At 54.3% G+C, this 15,022-nt stretch carries 18 protein-coding genes, 2 tRNA genes and 1 pseudogene; 6 read left to right on the top strand and 15 right to left on the bottom strand.

Features of this window, described 5'->3' with window-relative positions; genetic code table 11:
* Together ASE07_RS15530 and ASE07_RS15525 are read right to left on the bottom strand one after the other, a co-directional pair.
* Positions 1 to 1,164: fumarate hydratase (locus ASE07_RS15530; protein WP_156396683.1), on the bottom strand; the 1,164-nt coding region annotated here is incomplete at its 3' end.
* 17 nt (positions 1,165 to 1,181) lie between these two features.
* Positions 1,182 to 1,802, bottom strand: coding sequence for a YqhA family protein (locus tag ASE07_RS15525; protein WP_057291726.1), 621 nt, complete (start codon positions 1,800 to 1,802; stop codon positions 1,182 to 1,184).
* 303 nt (positions 1,803 to 2,105) lie between these two features.
* Here ASE07_RS15525 and acs point away from each other — a divergent pair, with 303 nt between their 5' ends.
* Positions 2,106 to 4,088 carry an acetate--CoA ligase gene (acs, locus tag ASE07_RS15520; RefSeq protein WP_057291725.1) on the top strand — a complete coding sequence of 661 codons (1,983 nt, stop codon included), beginning with the start codon at positions 2,106 to 2,108 and terminating at the stop codon, positions 4,086 to 4,088.
* A 209-nt stretch (positions 4,089 to 4,297) separates the two neighbouring features.
* Positions 4,298 to 4,388 (top strand) — tRNA-Ser (locus ASE07_RS15515).
* A gap of 736 nt (positions 4,389 to 5,124) precedes the next feature.
* Here ASE07_RS15515 and ASE07_RS15510 read toward each other — a convergent pair.
* On the bottom strand, positions 5,125 to 6,030 hold the full coding sequence (locus tag ASE07_RS15510) for a YihY/virulence factor BrkB family protein (RefSeq protein ID WP_057291788.1): 906 nt from the start codon (positions 6,028 to 6,030) through the stop codon (positions 5,125 to 5,127).
* 576 nt (positions 6,031 to 6,606) lie between these two features.
* On the bottom strand, positions 6,607 to 6,903 hold the full coding sequence (locus ASE07_RS15505) for a hypothetical protein (RefSeq protein WP_057291724.1): 297 nt from the start codon (positions 6,901 to 6,903) through the stop codon (positions 6,607 to 6,609).
* Between the two features lie 214 nt (positions 6,904 to 7,117).
* On the opposite strand from ASE07_RS15505, the gene ASE07_RS15500 reads away from it, so the two are divergent.
* Positions 7,118 to 7,193 (top strand) — tRNA-Asn (locus ASE07_RS15500).
* A gap of 195 nt (positions 7,194 to 7,388) precedes the next feature.
* Here the strand turns inward: ASE07_RS15500 and ASE07_RS15495 are convergent.
* A complete protein-coding gene (locus ASE07_RS15495) occupies positions 7,389 to 7,919 on the bottom strand; it encodes a surface-adhesin E family protein (protein ID WP_057291723.1) in 531 nt (176 codons plus the stop codon).
* Positions 7,920 to 8,226: 307 nt separating this feature from the next.
* Here ASE07_RS15495 and ASE07_RS15490 point away from each other — a divergent pair, with 307 nt between their 5' ends.
* A complete protein-coding gene (locus ASE07_RS15490; protein WP_057291722.1) occupies positions 8,227 to 8,439 on the top strand; it encodes a hypothetical protein in 213 nt (70 codons plus the stop codon).
* 306 nt (positions 8,440 to 8,745) lie between these two features.
* Here ASE07_RS15490 and ASE07_RS29795 read toward each other — a convergent pair.
* The 3 genes and pseudogenes from ASE07_RS29795 to ASE07_RS15475 form a co-directional block, all read right to left on the bottom strand.
* Positions 8,746 to 8,970, bottom strand: a pseudogene (locus ASE07_RS29795) (J domain-containing protein); the annotation flags it as partial.
* Between the two features lie 184 nt (positions 8,971 to 9,154).
* Positions 9,155 to 9,388, bottom strand: coding sequence for a hypothetical protein (locus ASE07_RS15480; protein ID WP_057291720.1), 234 nt, complete (start codon positions 9,386 to 9,388; stop codon positions 9,155 to 9,157).
* A 250-nt stretch (positions 9,389 to 9,638) separates the two neighbouring features.
* Positions 9,639 to 9,833: a hypothetical protein gene (locus ASE07_RS15475; protein WP_057291719.1), complete on the bottom strand. Its 195-nt coding sequence runs from the start codon at positions 9,831 to 9,833 to the stop codon at positions 9,639 to 9,641.
* Between the two features lie 458 nt (positions 9,834 to 10,291).
* On the opposite strand from ASE07_RS15475, the gene ASE07_RS15470 reads away from it, so the two are divergent.
* Complete coding sequence (locus tag ASE07_RS15470; RefSeq protein WP_156396661.1) at positions 10,292 to 10,558, top strand: hypothetical protein; 267 nt, start codon at positions 10,292 to 10,294, stop codon at positions 10,556 to 10,558.
* Positions 10,559 to 10,771: 213 nt separating this feature from the next.
* Here ASE07_RS15470 and ASE07_RS30390 read toward each other — a convergent pair whose 3' ends face one another.
* The 6 genes from ASE07_RS30390 to ASE07_RS15450 form a co-directional block, all read right to left on the bottom strand.
* Positions 10,772 to 10,894 carry a hypothetical protein gene (locus ASE07_RS30390; RefSeq protein WP_268793434.1) on the bottom strand — a complete coding sequence of 41 codons (123 nt, stop codon included), beginning with the start codon at positions 10,892 to 10,894 and terminating at the stop codon, positions 10,772 to 10,774.
* 61 nt (positions 10,895 to 10,955) lie between these two features.
* A complete protein-coding gene (locus ASE07_RS15465) occupies positions 10,956 to 12,098 on the bottom strand; it encodes a mechanosensitive ion channel family protein (RefSeq protein WP_235548481.1) in 1,143 nt (380 codons plus the stop codon).
* Positions 12,099 to 12,295: 197 nt separating this feature from the next.
* Positions 12,296 to 12,418: a hypothetical protein gene (locus tag ASE07_RS30385; protein WP_268793433.1), complete on the bottom strand. Its 123-nt coding sequence runs from the start codon at positions 12,416 to 12,418 to the stop codon at positions 12,296 to 12,298.
* A 459-nt stretch (positions 12,419 to 12,877) separates the two neighbouring features.
* A complete protein-coding gene (locus ASE07_RS15460; protein WP_057291717.1) occupies positions 12,878 to 13,186 on the bottom strand; it encodes a hypothetical protein in 309 nt (102 codons plus the stop codon).
* A 230-nt stretch (positions 13,187 to 13,416) separates the two neighbouring features.
* Positions 13,417 to 13,671: a DUF1488 family protein gene (locus tag ASE07_RS28870; protein WP_156396659.1), complete on the bottom strand. Its 255-nt coding sequence runs from the start codon at positions 13,669 to 13,671 to the stop codon at positions 13,417 to 13,419.
* Positions 13,672 to 13,862: 191 nt separating this feature from the next.
* Positions 13,863 to 14,087 (bottom strand): hypothetical protein, encoded by a 225-nt coding sequence (locus ASE07_RS15450; RefSeq protein ID WP_057291715.1) that lies wholly within the window; start codon positions 14,085 to 14,087, stop codon positions 13,863 to 13,865.
* Between the two features lie 286 nt (positions 14,088 to 14,373).
* On the opposite strand from ASE07_RS15450, the gene ASE07_RS15445 reads away from it, so the two are divergent.
* A complete protein-coding gene (locus ASE07_RS15445) occupies positions 14,374 to 14,664 on the top strand; it encodes a hypothetical protein (RefSeq protein ID WP_057291714.1) in 291 nt (96 codons plus the stop codon).
* Positions 14,665 to 14,743: 79 nt separating this feature from the next.
* On the opposite strand, the gene ASE07_RS28865 is transcribed toward ASE07_RS15445, so the two are convergent.
* Positions 14,744 to 14,908 (bottom strand): hypothetical protein, encoded by a 165-nt coding sequence (locus ASE07_RS28865; protein ID WP_156396658.1) that lies wholly within the window; start codon positions 14,906 to 14,908, stop codon positions 14,744 to 14,746.
* Positions 14,909 to 15,022: the final 114 nt, after the last annotated feature.

Here is a 15,022-nt window from a genome sequence, read left to right as displayed (position 1 = left end):
AAATCGAAATATCACCGAGATTAGATCGACCGGGCCGACGTAATAGATCACGCGGTTGGTGAAGTCGACGGGCAGTGGTTCGCCCTTGGCCAGCATGTCTTGAATACGCTTATGCGCCGCATCGCGGCCGGTCAGCATCTTGCCGTTCAGGAGCAGTGTCTGGCCCGGTTTCCAGGACGCGACTTCTTCCTTGGTCAGCGTGTCGAGGTTGACGATCCTGGACTGCTCTGCGTCCGGTGTCCACTGGACGTTCGGCCACTCGGAAAGTGACGGCGGTTCGATGTACGCAGGGCCGGAACCGTCGAGTACAAAGTGGGCATGGCGGGTCGCCGCGCAGTTTGGAATCATGGCAACCGGCTTGGAGGCCGCGTGCGTCGGATGCATCATGATCTTGACGTCGAGCACAGTGGTCAGGCCGCCGAGACCTTGTGCACCGATGCCGAGCGCGTTGATCTTGTCGCACAGTTCGATACGCAGTTCCTCAGTCTTGTTCTGCGGGCCGCGCTTCTTCAGTTCGTACATGTCGATGTCTTCCATCAACACCTGCTTGGCCATCAGCATTGCACGCTCGGCGGTGCCACCGATACCGATGCCGAGCATGCCCGGCGGACACCAGCCGGCACCCATGGTCGGCACAGTCTTGAGTACCCAGTCGACAATGGAATCGGACGGATTGAGCATGACGAATTTGGATTTGTTCTCCGAGCCGCCGCCCTTGGCCGCGACTTGCACGTCGACGGTATTGCCGGGCACCAGTTCCATGTGCACGACGGCCGGGGTGTTGTCCTTGGTGTTCTTGCGTTCGAATTGCGGGTCGGCGACAACCGAAGCGCGCAGTACGTTATCCGGATGGTTGTAGCCGCGGCGCACGCCTTCATTGACGGCATCGGTGATCGAGCCCTTGAAGCCTTCGAAGCGTACGTCCATGCCGATCTTCAGGAAGACGTTGACGATACCGGTGTCCTGGCACAGCGGACGACGACCTTCCGCGCACATGCGCGAGTTGGTCAGGATCTGGGCGATCGCGTCCTTCGCTGCCGCGCTTTGCTCGCTTTCATAAGCGCGCGCCAGGTGCTGGATGTAATCCACGGGATGGTAATAGCTGATGTACTGGAGCGCGGCGGCAACCGACTCGATCAGGTCTTCTTGCTTGATGGTAGTCATGATGGTGTGAGCTAGGGTCAGTGTGAATTCTTGGAAAGATTGGTAGTGCCGGCCATGATACGGTCGCTGTAGGCAATGGCCATTGCAGACAGCAGGAAAGTAATATGAATGCCGGTTTGCGCGAGCAACGTCTTGGCGTCATACGCTCCGGCATTGATAAATGTTTTCAGCAAATGGATCGACGAGATACCGATGATGGCAGTAGCGAGCTTGACCTTCAGCACGGATGCGTTCACGTGCGACAGCCATTCCGGCTGATCGGGGTGAGTTTCGAGGTTCATCCTCGAGACAAAGGTTTCATAACCGCCGACGATTACCATGATCAGCAAGTTGGAAATCATGACAACGTCAATCAATCCCAGCACCACCAGCATGATGGTGCTTTCGTTCAGCTTGGTCGGGCGCACGGCGCCATCAATGGCAACCGCATTCAGAATATGTTCGAGCGCCGCCTGATTACCCATTGCGGCACCGATCAGGTCAACCAGTTCAACCCAGAAGTGATAGACATAGACGCCCTGAGCCAGAATCAGGCCAAGATAGAGCGGTAGTTGCAGCCACCGGCTCATGAAAATCAGGTTGGGCAGGGGGCGGATGGGACGAGACGCTTTTGAAGTTTCTTGGTCGAGGTGGTTCATGTTTCCGATAATTTTTGAATGAAACAAAACCCCAGCATTTTACACGCGTCAACGATTCCGCTCTCGCTATCCTTTGATGCAACTATGACAAGGCGGCTGGCTATGGCATGATTGAAAAAATAATGTATAGCTTGTCAATCAGTGCCCTGTGCGTACTTTTGCCGAGCCCGGTGTTTGGCAGTCGGAGAGTGCACTTCCACCAAAGTCGCGCAGGCCTGACATCAGGCGAAATACTCAGTGTAAGGCTTAAGTAAGCGTAACAGCTTACCTTCGTAACAAACTAACATCACGCGGGAGACCTCCATGGCAGACATCGAAACCCTCAAAGTAGAAAATCGCATCTTCAATCCTCCCGCAGAGTTTGTTAAGAACGCCAACATCTCCGGGATGGATGCCTACCAGGCCATGTGCGCCGCTGCAGAAAAAGACTATGAAGGCTTTTGGGCGAAGTTGGCGAACGAAAACCTCCAGTGGCATAAGCCTTTCAGCAAGACGCTCAACGAGGCCGATGCCCCGTTCTATAAATGGTTTGAAGACGGACAGCTGAACGTATCCTACAACTGTCTGGACCGCAATTTGCAGAACGGCAATGCAGGCAAGACAGCGATTATTTTCGAAGCTGACGGTGGCCAGATCACCAAGGTGACTTATAAGGAACTGCACGAGCGCGTCTGTCAGTTTGCCAATGGTTTGAAATCGTTGGGCATCAAAAAGGGCGATCGTGTTGTGATTTACATGCCGATGTCCATTGAGGGCATCGTCGCCATGCAAGCGTGCGCACGTATCGGCGCAACACACTCGGTGGTCTTCGGCGGCTTCTCCGCGAAATCGCTGCAGGAACGCATCATCGACGCCGGCGCCGTCGCGGTAATTACCGCAGACGAACAGGTGCGCGGTGGTAAACAACTTCCGCTGAAGTCCATCGTCGATGATGCCATCGGCATGGGCGGCTGCGAGCACCTGAAAAACGTTGTGATTTATAAGCGTACCGGCGCCAACATCAATGTTGTCGGAGGTCGCGATCTCTGGCTGCATGACGTCATCGCGAACCAGGCCAACAATTGCGAGCCCGAATGGGTCGATGCCGAGCATCCGCTTTTCATCCTCTATACCTCCGGTTCCACCGGCAAACCCAAGGGGGTCCAGCACGCCTCCGGGGGCTATCTGTTGTGGGCCATGCTGACCATGAAGTGGACCTTTGACATCAAGCCCACCGACGTTTTCTGGTGTACTGCCGATATCGGCTGGGTCACCGGCCACACCTACATTACCTATGGTCCGCTGGCCGTCGGCGCCACGCAAATCGTGTTCGAAGGGGTGCCGACTTACCCGAACGCCGGCCGCTTCTGGGACATGATCCAGAAACACCGCGCCACCATCTTCTATACCGCCCCAACGGCGATCCGTTCGCTGATCAAGGCGGCTGACGCCGATGCCGACGTGCATCCGAAGCGCTACGACTTGTCTTCGCTGCGCCTGCTTGGCTCGGTGGGCGAGCCGATCAATCCGGAAGCCTGGATGTGGTACTACAGAAACATCGGCAACGAGAAATGCCCGGTTGCCGACACCTTCTGGCAGACGGAAACCGGCGGCCACATGATTACGCCGTTGCCGGGGGCCACACCGATGGTGCCCGGCTCGTGCACCTTGCCGCTGCCGGGCATCATGGCCTCGGTCGTTGATGAAACCGGCAATGAATTGCCCAACGGGCAGGGCGGTATCCTGGTAGTCAAGCGCCCGTGGCCATCGATGATCCGGACCATCTGGGGCGATCCCGAGCGCTTCAAGAAGAGTTACTTCCCGGAAGAACTGGGCGGCAAGATCTACCTTGCCGGTGACGGCGCGGTGCGCAATGAGCAGACTGGCTATTTCACCATCACCGGCCGCATTGATGACGTGCTGAACGTCTCCGGCCACCGCATGGGCACGATGGAAATCGAATCGGCGCTCGTGGCCAATCCGCTGGTAGCCGAAGCGGCCGTAGTGGGCAAGCCGGACGAGACGACCGGTGAATCGATCTGCGCATTCGTGGTCTTGAAGCGTGCACGGCCGACGGGAGAAGAGGCCAAACAGATCGCCAAGGAATTGCGTGACTGGGTCGGCAAGGAAATTGGCCCGATCGCCAAGCCCAAGGAAATCCGTTTTGGTGACAACCTGCCCAAGACGCGTTCCGGCAAGATCATGCGTCGCTTGCTGCGCGTGCTGGCCAAGGGTGAGCAGATTACGCAGGATATCTCCACATTGGAAAATCCAGCCATCCTGGATCAGTTGAAAGAGGCACAATAAACAAGTGATGAACAAGTAAGGAGATAACCCCCAAGCGAGCAAGACGCGGAAGCCTTGCTGCAACCGCTTGAAGAAAGCACAAAAAGCCGGTCCGGCCACAAGCCGAACCGGCTTTTTTACGTATCCAAATATTGCCTGCTGAAAAAGTGCGGAAATTTTCGGAATTCTTGCTATAATCTGCGGCTTCGTGAAAGCGAAACCAGAATCCAGGAGAGGTGGATGAGTGGTTTAAGTCGCACGCCTGGAAAGCGTGTATAGGTTCATAGCCTATCGGGGGTTCGAATCCCCCCCTCTCCGCCACTTGTATCGAAAAGCCCTTGATTTCAAGGGCTTTTTTGTTTTTACAGTACCCACCGCCCTACCCCAGCAGTCCACTACCGGATCGGGTCGAGCGTTGTCTGGCCTTAAAATTTACCGACGTCTTCAAAAAGAGCCGTAGTGCTATTCATTCGAGGCTCGTACTTGCCTATGTGCTTAGGCCCATTCTATTGCCGGCAATAACGAAGATGCATTTAGCATCTACCCTATCTGGGCGACACTTCCTGAATCAGGAATCCGTTCTTCCTTGATGACCGTTCTAAGCAAATCGGCACCACTTTTTTATAACGGCATTACAGAAATTTAGCAGTGTCAATCGACCGCAAGAAAAAATTTCTTAAGCCTACTGACTATGTAAAAGAAAAACAGATTTTATCTGTTTGGACTTAAACGTTCGGCTGGATTGAGTCGCTTATTTAGCATCTTGCTGAAAGCAGAACGCATCGACATGCAATCACGCGTGGTGTAACCCGCCTCCCGCTGCATCGAAATAATCTTTGAGCATCGTCATGGCGCTGTCATATCAGACAGGTAAGCTTCACTCATCTGCTGTACATGCAACCGATATGCATGATGGTAGTCAGGTACGTCACGTTCGAAATACACGAGCGGACGTACCAACCTCTCCTCTTGCCCCTCCTGCTCCTGCATCAAATCCCCCGTTGGACTTCGTGAATTCGTTTCGCCTTTAAAGCACACCATGGTGTTGCGTCTGATCTTACGCGTCGTCTGTATGAAACCCTTCGACGACCTCTGTATCAGGTCCTGTATCCGTGCGCTCAAACTCTGCAATCGCCTGTGCGCCAAACAAAAATAATGTGGCGGCGATTTCCAGGCTGAGCAGGACAACGATTGCGGTCGTCATCGAACCGTACACCACATTGATTTGCGACAGTGTCGCGAAGTACCAGACAAGGACATGCCGTGTGATTTCCCATAACAGGGCAGCTGTGACGCCACCAACCAGGGCGTGGCGCCATTTAAGGCGACCGACGGGCATGACCATGTATACCGAGGTCAGGACTAGAATTTCTCCCGCGAGTCCCAGAAGGTAAAGCAGCACGCCGGATATGCCGCTTAATGACCATGTCCTTCCGAACAGATTGATGCTTTCTTCGCCAATGGCTTGCAAACTGCCGGCAACCACGGTAACGATCAGCAGTCCCGCTCCCAATGAAAGGATGTAGCAATATGGGAGCAGGGCGGAGATCAGGAAGTGCCTGCGCCGGATCGACACGCGATGAAGAAAAATCACCGACATCGCATTCTCGAGGACGGTAAAGGCTAGCGAACTGAAAAAGATCAGCGTCGCAAACAGAAGCCAGCCGATTGTTTCGCGGTGGGTCATAAAATTTGCCAGTTCAGCGACCACTGCCTTCGACTGCCCAGGAATCAGCCACTCCAGGTAACGCCCTATGGTTTGAAGCAGTTCACCCTCGTCTACAAAATGCGATAACGCGAACAGCGTCACGATGAGCATCGGAATGATGGAAAGAAGGGCGTAATAGGCGACCGCGCCGGCTAATAGCAGGCCCTGGTTGGCGCGAAAACCCTTAAGCGTTCGCAGGACAAAGGCGCCGGGATGTTCGAGCATTAAGCGGGTTTTTCGGTCGGTGATCTGCATGGTGAAATGCAATGATTGAAACCCCTTGGACAATACAGTCTGCAGATCATTGCAGGCGAGCGCAATGCATACTGAAAGGATACAGATCGACACATTCTGCGTTGTGCAAAGCATGGGCGACGCGTAAAAATGCTTATGCACTCAATGCCCGTATGCAGCACATGTATTTGCTCTGCGTCAATTGCAATTGTGCTGAATGTCACATTCGGGTAATGGCTTGCTATTTATAATTTCACTCAATGGAAAGTTAATTGCGCACACGGAGGGTAATCATGGGAAGGTCTCTGCACAACAGGATTCGTTTGAAGTCTCGTCCATCATTGTTGAGTGCTGCAAAGGTACGCACATTGGTAAATGGAGTCGCGTGCTCGCTGAGCCTGATATTCCTCGCCCGCAAGGATTGCAAGTAAGTTGAATGCGTTGCCGATGAGAGGCATTGCACATTGATTTTACGAGGCGCCTGGCGCCTCGTTTTGCATCTACGAAGCGCATGCCAATTCTTTTGCGACCAGTGTACCGAAACCCGGCATCCTTCCTGTCGTTCTTCCTGGTATTTCCGTCGCTACGCCCGATAAATCAGGCGCCGGCGGAACCCGGATCGGCCGCTGCAGATGCCGAAGGATGATCTTCGAAGTAGGCCTTTTCGATGACGGGGTAGTAAACGGTGTTCTGGTATTTCTGTCGGAACCAGCGGCTCCAGTCGACGTCCTGACGCACCGCTTCCTGTGCCTGTTCAAGTTCGCGGATCTGCTGCTTCTGGCGTGCGACTTCTTCCTGAAGCCGGCTTATGGTGGCTGCTGCTTTTTCAACTAGTGCCACAAGATCATCAAGACTGACTTCCCTGTTCGCCGCGTTTTGTTTCGGGTCTTTCATTACGATTGCTATTGATGTTGGCCGTGGAGTAATTAGGTATGCAAAGCGAACGCCAGTTCCGTAAGGCCGGTAGAGCCTCCATGAAACCCGACATTGCAGATGCAGATGTGATGCATAAAGCAAGGCAGTATGGCAGGCGATGCGTCGCGATGAAAGGCTTCTGAAATAAATTTTTGACTTGCTGGCAGGATCGCCTTTATAATGCGGCCTCTTTTCCCTGATAGCTCAGTCGGTAGAGCGACGGACTGTTAATCCGCAGGTCCCTGGTTCGAGTCCAGGTCGGGGAGCCAGTATTTAAAAGGCCCGCCAAATCGCACGTCGATTTGGCGGGCCTTTGCTGTTTTAGCCTTGCCACTGCGCGCCGCTTTTGCCCAGCGCTTTCTTATCCAATCCGTATCCGGTCGGCTTCGATGCAGGATGCCGCACTACGATTGGCCGTAGCAGGCGGCAGGTGACCGCTGCAGAGATGGTGAACCGGGTGCGGTTCAGGTCGCAGGCTTGGCTTCCGCAGGGGCAGCTTTGCGTGGCGTTGGTTTTGCTGATGGTGTGCTGCGCGGTTTTGGCGCGCATGCGACCTTGAGCATCTGGTCTTCGATCGAGTCGGGTACGACATCGGTCATATCCGGATTTTTCGTTCGGGTGGCACCGACGATGGCGCCACCGCCAAACCGTTCGGAATACATTGAAGTGTCGGTAACTCCAATGCGGGCACCTTTGCAATCGACTACCATGCGTTCGCGGATCGACAGGTAAGCCTTTTCCTTCTCAAAATATTCTGCCAATGGCAGTTCACGGTCAGTCCACAAGGTGATGTCTCCCTTGTCGCTCCTGCGGATATCCTTGTGAATGAAGACTGCGGCATGGTGTGTTTTGCCGAGTGGACGCCAGTTCGGTGCCATTTCATGTTGTCCGCGCTGGTAGAGTTCATCAATCGTATCGTGTGAGCGAGTCTGTGCGCAGGCACCCGATGCGGCAAACAGGGCGGCAAGCAAGCTGCCAGATATGAGCCAGGTCATGCAGAGTCCTCGAAAATGAAGAGATGCCGGGAGTGGTTGCCGACGATGACGCGATGATAACGGTTCCAGCTGGTTCCGCAATAGGTTGTCCCTCAAGGACAGGATGGTGTACTATAAAAACATCCCCATCCCAGACACGGGAATTCATAAGCCGGCCACGAGCCGGTTTTTTATTTTCGGCGCCGCACTGGTTTCTATCGGTGTGGATATGTCGATAGCAGTTGGGATAAATGTAAAGAACCGGAACTTACGGCGAAATTTCCGTACGAAGTGACACATAACGTGGAAACCGACCCTGAGGTTCTTGATGCCCGCCGCCGAACATACTGCAAGACAACTTGAGATTTTTGTCGAAGCTGCCTGCCATTATGGATTGGTACTTGAGTTGCTATCTGTCATCCACGACATGCGGAATGGACGCCAGTTGGATGCGGAAGATGCACAACTGGTCAATACTGCTTCGATCGCTGCCCTGCTGGCCAAGGTAGAGCGCTCCAACCGGGGAATTGATAGCGAGTAAGGTCTTGCCGCATAGTCGATGTATTTATTAACAAGGTGCTTCGTTTTCCTAGCCACGACCGACTCGCACTGCGCCTCTTTAGCTTCCTTAAATCTTCCTGAATAGCTTACGTCCCAATTGATCCCAGAACATGAGGGTCTTTTGCAAAGCTTTTAATAGCGGATTGGAATGCGCCCGTCGCGCGAGGAAATTACCGAAGGCGGAATGATGGCGATGGCGCGAGCGACGCGAAGAAGACCTGCGGATGCTGCGCCCGATAACGAAATCCACATCGTCTATGCTGCCAGTTGCATGCTGGCTCTGCGCTTCCATGCGCGCAATCCACTCATCGTGTTCGCGCCGCTTGGCCGGGTCTGAAAGGACCGCATACGCTGAGTTGATGATCTGGATAACGCGGATCGAATCCGGGTTATCACTATTGCGATCCGGATGATATTTTTGCGACAGCGTCTTGTACGCCGCCCGGATGATCTCCGGCGGCGCATTGCGCGCTACTTTCAAGTTGTCGTAATGCGTGTGGATCTGAGCCATTGGCGGCAATCCAAAGAGAATTTACGTAAAAAGGCTAACCGATGGGCAAGCGGAATAAATTCCATGGTAAGGGACCTGAGACATAAAACCATTGCAATTTATCAAGCCGTATAACGAAAGGCCCTTGACCGGGCAAATCATCTGAGTCAGTCAATTTAGGCATACGATTACTTGTCCCCTTGCGTTACACCTCGCCCTTTTCGATCATCATTGTACCGACCAGACGCGCCGCTTCGATCGCTTTTTCATAGGTGTCAAAGGCTTCTTTAGCCGCATGTCGCTTCTCGACGACACAGCGGAAGTCGCCTTTGGCATCGTCAAATTTCATGATGGTAATGAAGGGATCCCATCGCTGGCCACCCGCCACTTCGTGCGCAACCAGGTGCAGCTGATATTTTCCGATTGTCTCGATTTGCATCTGGCATCTCCATACAGTGTGGACTTATCCTAGCAGCGATGCATGGCAGCTCATTGACCGCTGTCAGGTAGCGCTGTCAGTTGCGGCTGTCAGGCGTACAAGGCTAGCTGATTTCAGGAACGGTCTGCACTGCGCGAGTTGGAAGAAGCAGTATGCGCGTCGCTGTTCTGAACCTGCACGGGTTTGCCTGGTGATTGCTGTATCGGGATATATCAGGACAGATCGAGGTATAGGGGGCGAGCGAAGATTTTCAGGTATTCCACCATGCGCCGAGTAGGCCGATAAAGTAAAGAGCGCATCCCGCCACACCAATGATCCCCGCACTTGCCGGAAAATCGGCAGCTAATGCCGCAGCGCCCGCGCCAATGCTCGTGATCAGCCCCGCACGACGCATCAGCCGATACGGCTTCAGCGACATTTGTTGTGACAGCGGATGTTGATCCAACGCCGGAATGCCAGTCCCTATTGCTGGGTAGCCGCAATCGGGACAGGCTTCGGCCTGGTCGGACAGACGGCAACGACATTCGGTACATAAAATCACGGCATGGCCCTTCTATGACTTGTATTTGTATAACTGTCGGTTTTTTTCCGACATACGGAAGCCATCATTATTCATGCTCACTTCTTTACGGCCTACCCATATATATGGGAAATCCCGGGCCAAGCTTGGTTTCTCTTGATCTATAGCAATTTATTGTCATTGCAGCGCGCCATTGTGGCGCGGCATACATTTTGCAAGTGATAAAGGGCAATGTCAGCACGAGATCACTGCGAATGAACAGCTCCGCCCACTTTCATCCGCTATAGAGCGTTTTCACCCTGACTGGGCAAGGCTGTGGGCGAACAAGTCGTTGCTGGTAAACGTTTAGTGCGGTTTAGTGCGGTTTAGTGCGGGGGATTGTTATGAAGGTAACAACTCAGATGATCGATGCGGCAATGAAGAAAGCCACCGAAGCCGGCCTCTTGCCGAGGCATGCAAGCCAGGAGGATGTTTTAATCAATCAGGAACTGATTCGTATAGTTTTGCAATCGGCGTTGGAGGCGGCACCGGTTACCGTATTGGTAGCGGGCCAAACCAGCGCATCGGCAACTGACCTGAGTGTAGTTATTCGCAAACGTCCGTTCACTCCGTCGAGCATGACGCACCTGCTGGTGTCGTTTCCAAGCTGATTGCCGGGTGTGATTATCGAAGAAGGTGCCAATTTTTGCATGCGTGCTGGTTTATCACGCATATACCACTTGCAGACCACTTGCCCACATTAACTGTGGTTAATCCTGTGGATAAGACCCATACGCGAAAGCTAAGTATTTGATCTCCAAGGAAATGAGGCGCATGGTGAAAATCGAGGCAGCTGCCATTGATTGGCAGCTCCCTGCAGCTTTTCAGAGATATTTGGCAAGATAGATTGCCGGAAAGGACATCGCTGTCCAGTATTCGACGCTCGAACGAATCAGGTATTCATTGAAGGTATAAGCTGTGCGATAGCTATCGATATATTGCTGCATGGTATGTCTCCTCCCAGTTGGGATAAACAATGTATCAAGGGCAAGGTTCACCGCATTTGCGTTAGATCAACCTCATGTCGTCCTTGCTGCCCGCTGCGCGTTGAGGACCTTCAGCGGCCACTTCGGCACGCATGCGGGGCAGGTACTCCGGGTATTCGCGCTGGACGAAATCCACAAGGGCTTCCCGCACACGGCAACGCAGGTCCCAACAGCGACCTGCATCGCCGGCACTTACGAGAATTCGCACCTGCATGGCGCGTTCTCCAGCCTCGACCACCTGCGCCAGGCAGAGAACGTGATCCCATTCAGGTGCGGCTTCACAGATGCGCCTTGCCTCCCGGCGCAGCGCATCCACGGGCATACGGTAGTCGACCCAAAGCGTGACGGTGCCAAGGATATCCGCATTGGAACGTGTCCAATTCTGGAATGGGTGCTCGATGAACCATTGGAGCGGTACGATCATTCGTCGATGGTCCCAGATGCGGACTACGACATAGGTGCCGGTGATTTCTTCCACATGCCCCCATTCATTCTGCACAATCACCACATCCTGCAGCCGGATCGGTTGTGTCAGTGCGATCTGCATGCCCGCGAGCAGATTGCCTAATACGGGTTTGGCGGCAAAGCCGACCACCAGCCCGGCGACACCGGCGGAGGCCAGCAGGCTGGTGCCGATTTGGCGCAGAATCGGCAGCGTCGACAAGGCCGTTCCTGAACCAAGGAGAATGATGATCGCCATGACACAGCGCGCCAGTACCTTTGTCTGGGTCTGGATACGGCGTGCCTGCAAATTGTCCGGAACGTCCGCGGGATTGAGTTCGATGATGGTGTGCGAGATGGCCCGCATGCAGCGTACTCCAAGCCAGGTGAGGGCAGCAATCAGCGCCAGGGCGCCAAGGTGCCTTGCGGTGGCAATGTTTGGCAGGCTTTCGGGGGCATTGCGCAGAATGACCTGTGATATCACCAGAAAGAGCACCATACCTGCAGCGCGATGGCCATACTGAACCAATCGACGCGAATAGGGCAGTGAGTAAGTCAGGCGCTCCAGGACGATGATGGAGGTCCGATGAATTAATGCGACCACCGGCACGGCGATCAGCAGGTGGACGATGACGCTAACCCAGGGCATTTGGTTAACCAGCAGTACCCATGGCATGACAGTCAGGGCAAAAGCTTCAAACCATCCGGAAGCAGGATTGTTCATAATGCAGCGCGCCTCAGTCCGAGGTCTTGTGATTCATGGAGGCGGAGTTGGATCGGGCCGAGCAATCAGGCAGGGTCATGGCCAGCCAGTGGCAAGTCGATGTGCCAGACTGCGCCCTTGGGAGGCAAGCGCCATGCGGTTGCGGACGGCGCTTTTAAATACACAACGCAAACGGTGGATCTATCGACCTTTGCGTGTTATTCGGCGACGGGATTGTGGTCCGGTACCGGATCTTCGTCCGGAGTCGGGCTTTGGTCGGGAGTCGGATCATCTCCCGGAACCGGGTCCGGCGGCACCTGATGGTTTTCAAAAATTAACATGTCTTGCTCCAATGCAGAGAGCTTCATCGTACCGTGCTGGTGTAAAAGGGACTTGAGCGAACTCAGCGCAAGAGGTCGCAAGTATGCGACACCATGCGCAGATATGTTGAATCAGAACAAGATAGAAAACTCGCCAGCAAGGAATGTTCCTCGGCTGACTTGGCATGTGCCACTTACAGTAAGCCGGCAATCGATAAACCGTCAGCGAAGCAGATGACATTGCGCCTGCGATTGACCAAACAGGAGAAAAGATACGACAGGCTTCACGCGTCCGCTGTGACGCTTTCAAGCTGACAAGCCCGGTTATCGGCCGGGCAGCGGTAACAATGGCTATACGGATAAGAGACGGATTTTTTCCAACAACCGTCCCGTCACCGGCACACCTTGCTCTGATCGTTAGCAGATGCCTGCAAAAGCAGGCGCCGGCACGCGCGTCGCTACGGTGTGATCGCTTCCAGCTCAGGCGGCCGAATTGTTCTTCGGCTTGAATTGCTTGTCGCTGATACGGAACTTGTTACGGCGGTCGCCCATCAGCTGGCGCAGATCGCGAATGCTCAGGTCGGATACTTCGTGCATGCGGATCAGCAGCGATGCGCCGACCGGCAGGCGGCGATGACGGATCTTGCTGATCAGCGGAGGAGCAACCTCAAGCGCGCGCGAGAGGGCAGCATCGTTTTTCAGATTCAGCTTCTCAATCAGCGATTCCAGCAGATTGTTGGGATCGTATTGGAACTGTGCTGAAGCGTTCGTTTCTTTAACTTGGTTCATGTGGACTATTCCCCGTTCTGGTTCAATCTAATCTGGGTTTTATTCTGACCATTCGCCCAGATGTCTTTTTGATAATTCTCAGAGGAGCATGCATCTGCATCCGTGCGAGAGTGTGTGCTTGCGTAGTGCGTGCCAAAACACAGAAACTGCGCCCGCACCACGCGAGCTGCTGCATAAACCGTGCTTGGTACACGGCGTCTTGATGCGATGCCGGCATGGCCGGCACTGCGTCATACGAAATAGGCAGCGCCAAGGACAAGCGGCGAGCCGCTCACACCTGCGACAACAAGGCGCCGTGCCACACTATGGATCTGGTCCTCGAATGCGCGGTAAGTCTCCATGAAGTCAAGCTGTCCCCCTTTCATGCGGCGCAAATGCGCGAGGGCGTTCTTCGACACCAGGCATTCGCGATCGGCGAAACCAACTTCTACCGTAAAGGTCACGCCTTCTTCTGCGACGCGCGGTTCCGACATTGTCTTGTGCATCGTTGTCTCCATGAGGTGAGGATTGCAGAAATGGAACTTGATGTGCTTGATGGTAATGAGCCAATACAGTGAAGTTTTGATACCACTCAAGCTAGTGCATGCATGGATACGAAGTGGCGCAGGTATGGAGTGAATGTTATTGACGGCACCGCGATACGGATCGCACAAAGCCTGTGCAGGGATCGGCAAAGTCATGTCGGCGCCTGGAACAGCGTCATGTCCCATTCACGTGTCGCGAGAAGATACTGAAGGATGTAGGTGGCCTGGTCGGAACCGGTGATCTTGAAATAACACTGGTCGGCAGCGAGCCAGCGATCGATGACCTGGATGACTTCGATGCGCCGTTCGCCCAACATGAAAGCAACTGGTTCACGGTCTCCATGCATACCCTGGCGCGTTTCGACCTGCAGGTTCATTATGCATCTCCTTGGAAGACCGTTCGGTACCGTCACTTGTCGTCGCTTCCCATCAGGCGGCTTGATGGATTGTCACGTACGCCCCATGCATGCCCGTTTGGCAGGTCCCGTCGGCGATCGTTCCCGCAAGGGGAACGGTGCTATGCTGGCATCTGCCGCAGCACATGGCGAGGCGAGGCACCGTGAGGTCATGCGATGGTGCCGAAACTATAACCACGTCGCCGGACCCGTCGCGCGGGCGAGCACCGCGATCTGCACTCTTTTGCACTCAGTTGGAGAATAAACGATGTACCTGGACCATCCGAAAATCAGCGCAACAAATAGCAATACCGAACCTGACCGCATCGAGCGTCTTAATCGTGTCTATGGCTATGCGCTTGCCGTCGCCGACTTGGCGGGTGACCAGCAGTTCCTTGGGAAGCTTTCACATCTGCACGATCACAAGGGGACCTTGATCGTCGTGTGGTTTGAGGAACCTGACGAGGACCAGAAAGCATTCTGGGTGAAGGCGTGGATGAGCAAAGTGGGCGATGAGAGTGCGCAGGTTGAGCATGAAGTGAAGCCGCCTGGGGTTTGAACGGCCCGTCGACGCAAGTGGCCAGCGGTTTCCATCGCATCGGTCATTCGGGGTCTCGCCTTGGGCGAGCCGGCCGTTTTTAATTGGGTGACGGTACCAGCGAAATGATATTGTTGCTGGAGATCTGATCCTCGATTTGCTCGATTTCCGCAAGCAGCGTCATCAATGCACGCAACCAGGGATAGCCGTTGAAGCGTGCTGTGCGGTTTGCCAGTTCAAGGTCAGCGATGAACTGCGAGGTCATGATATGTGGATGGCGTGTGCTGCATACGCCGCCATGCAACTGAGCGCGCTTGTACGCGGCACCGCAAGCAAAAGTTCACACGGGAAACGGGGATGCACACATCGCCGACATGCC

Source organism: Noviherbaspirillum sp. Root189 (genome assembly GCF_001428545.1).
Taxonomy (GTDB): Bacteria; Pseudomonadota; Gammaproteobacteria; order Burkholderiales; family Burkholderiaceae_D; genus Noviherbaspirillum.
This window is presented reverse-complemented; position numbering and strand designations above follow the sequence as displayed.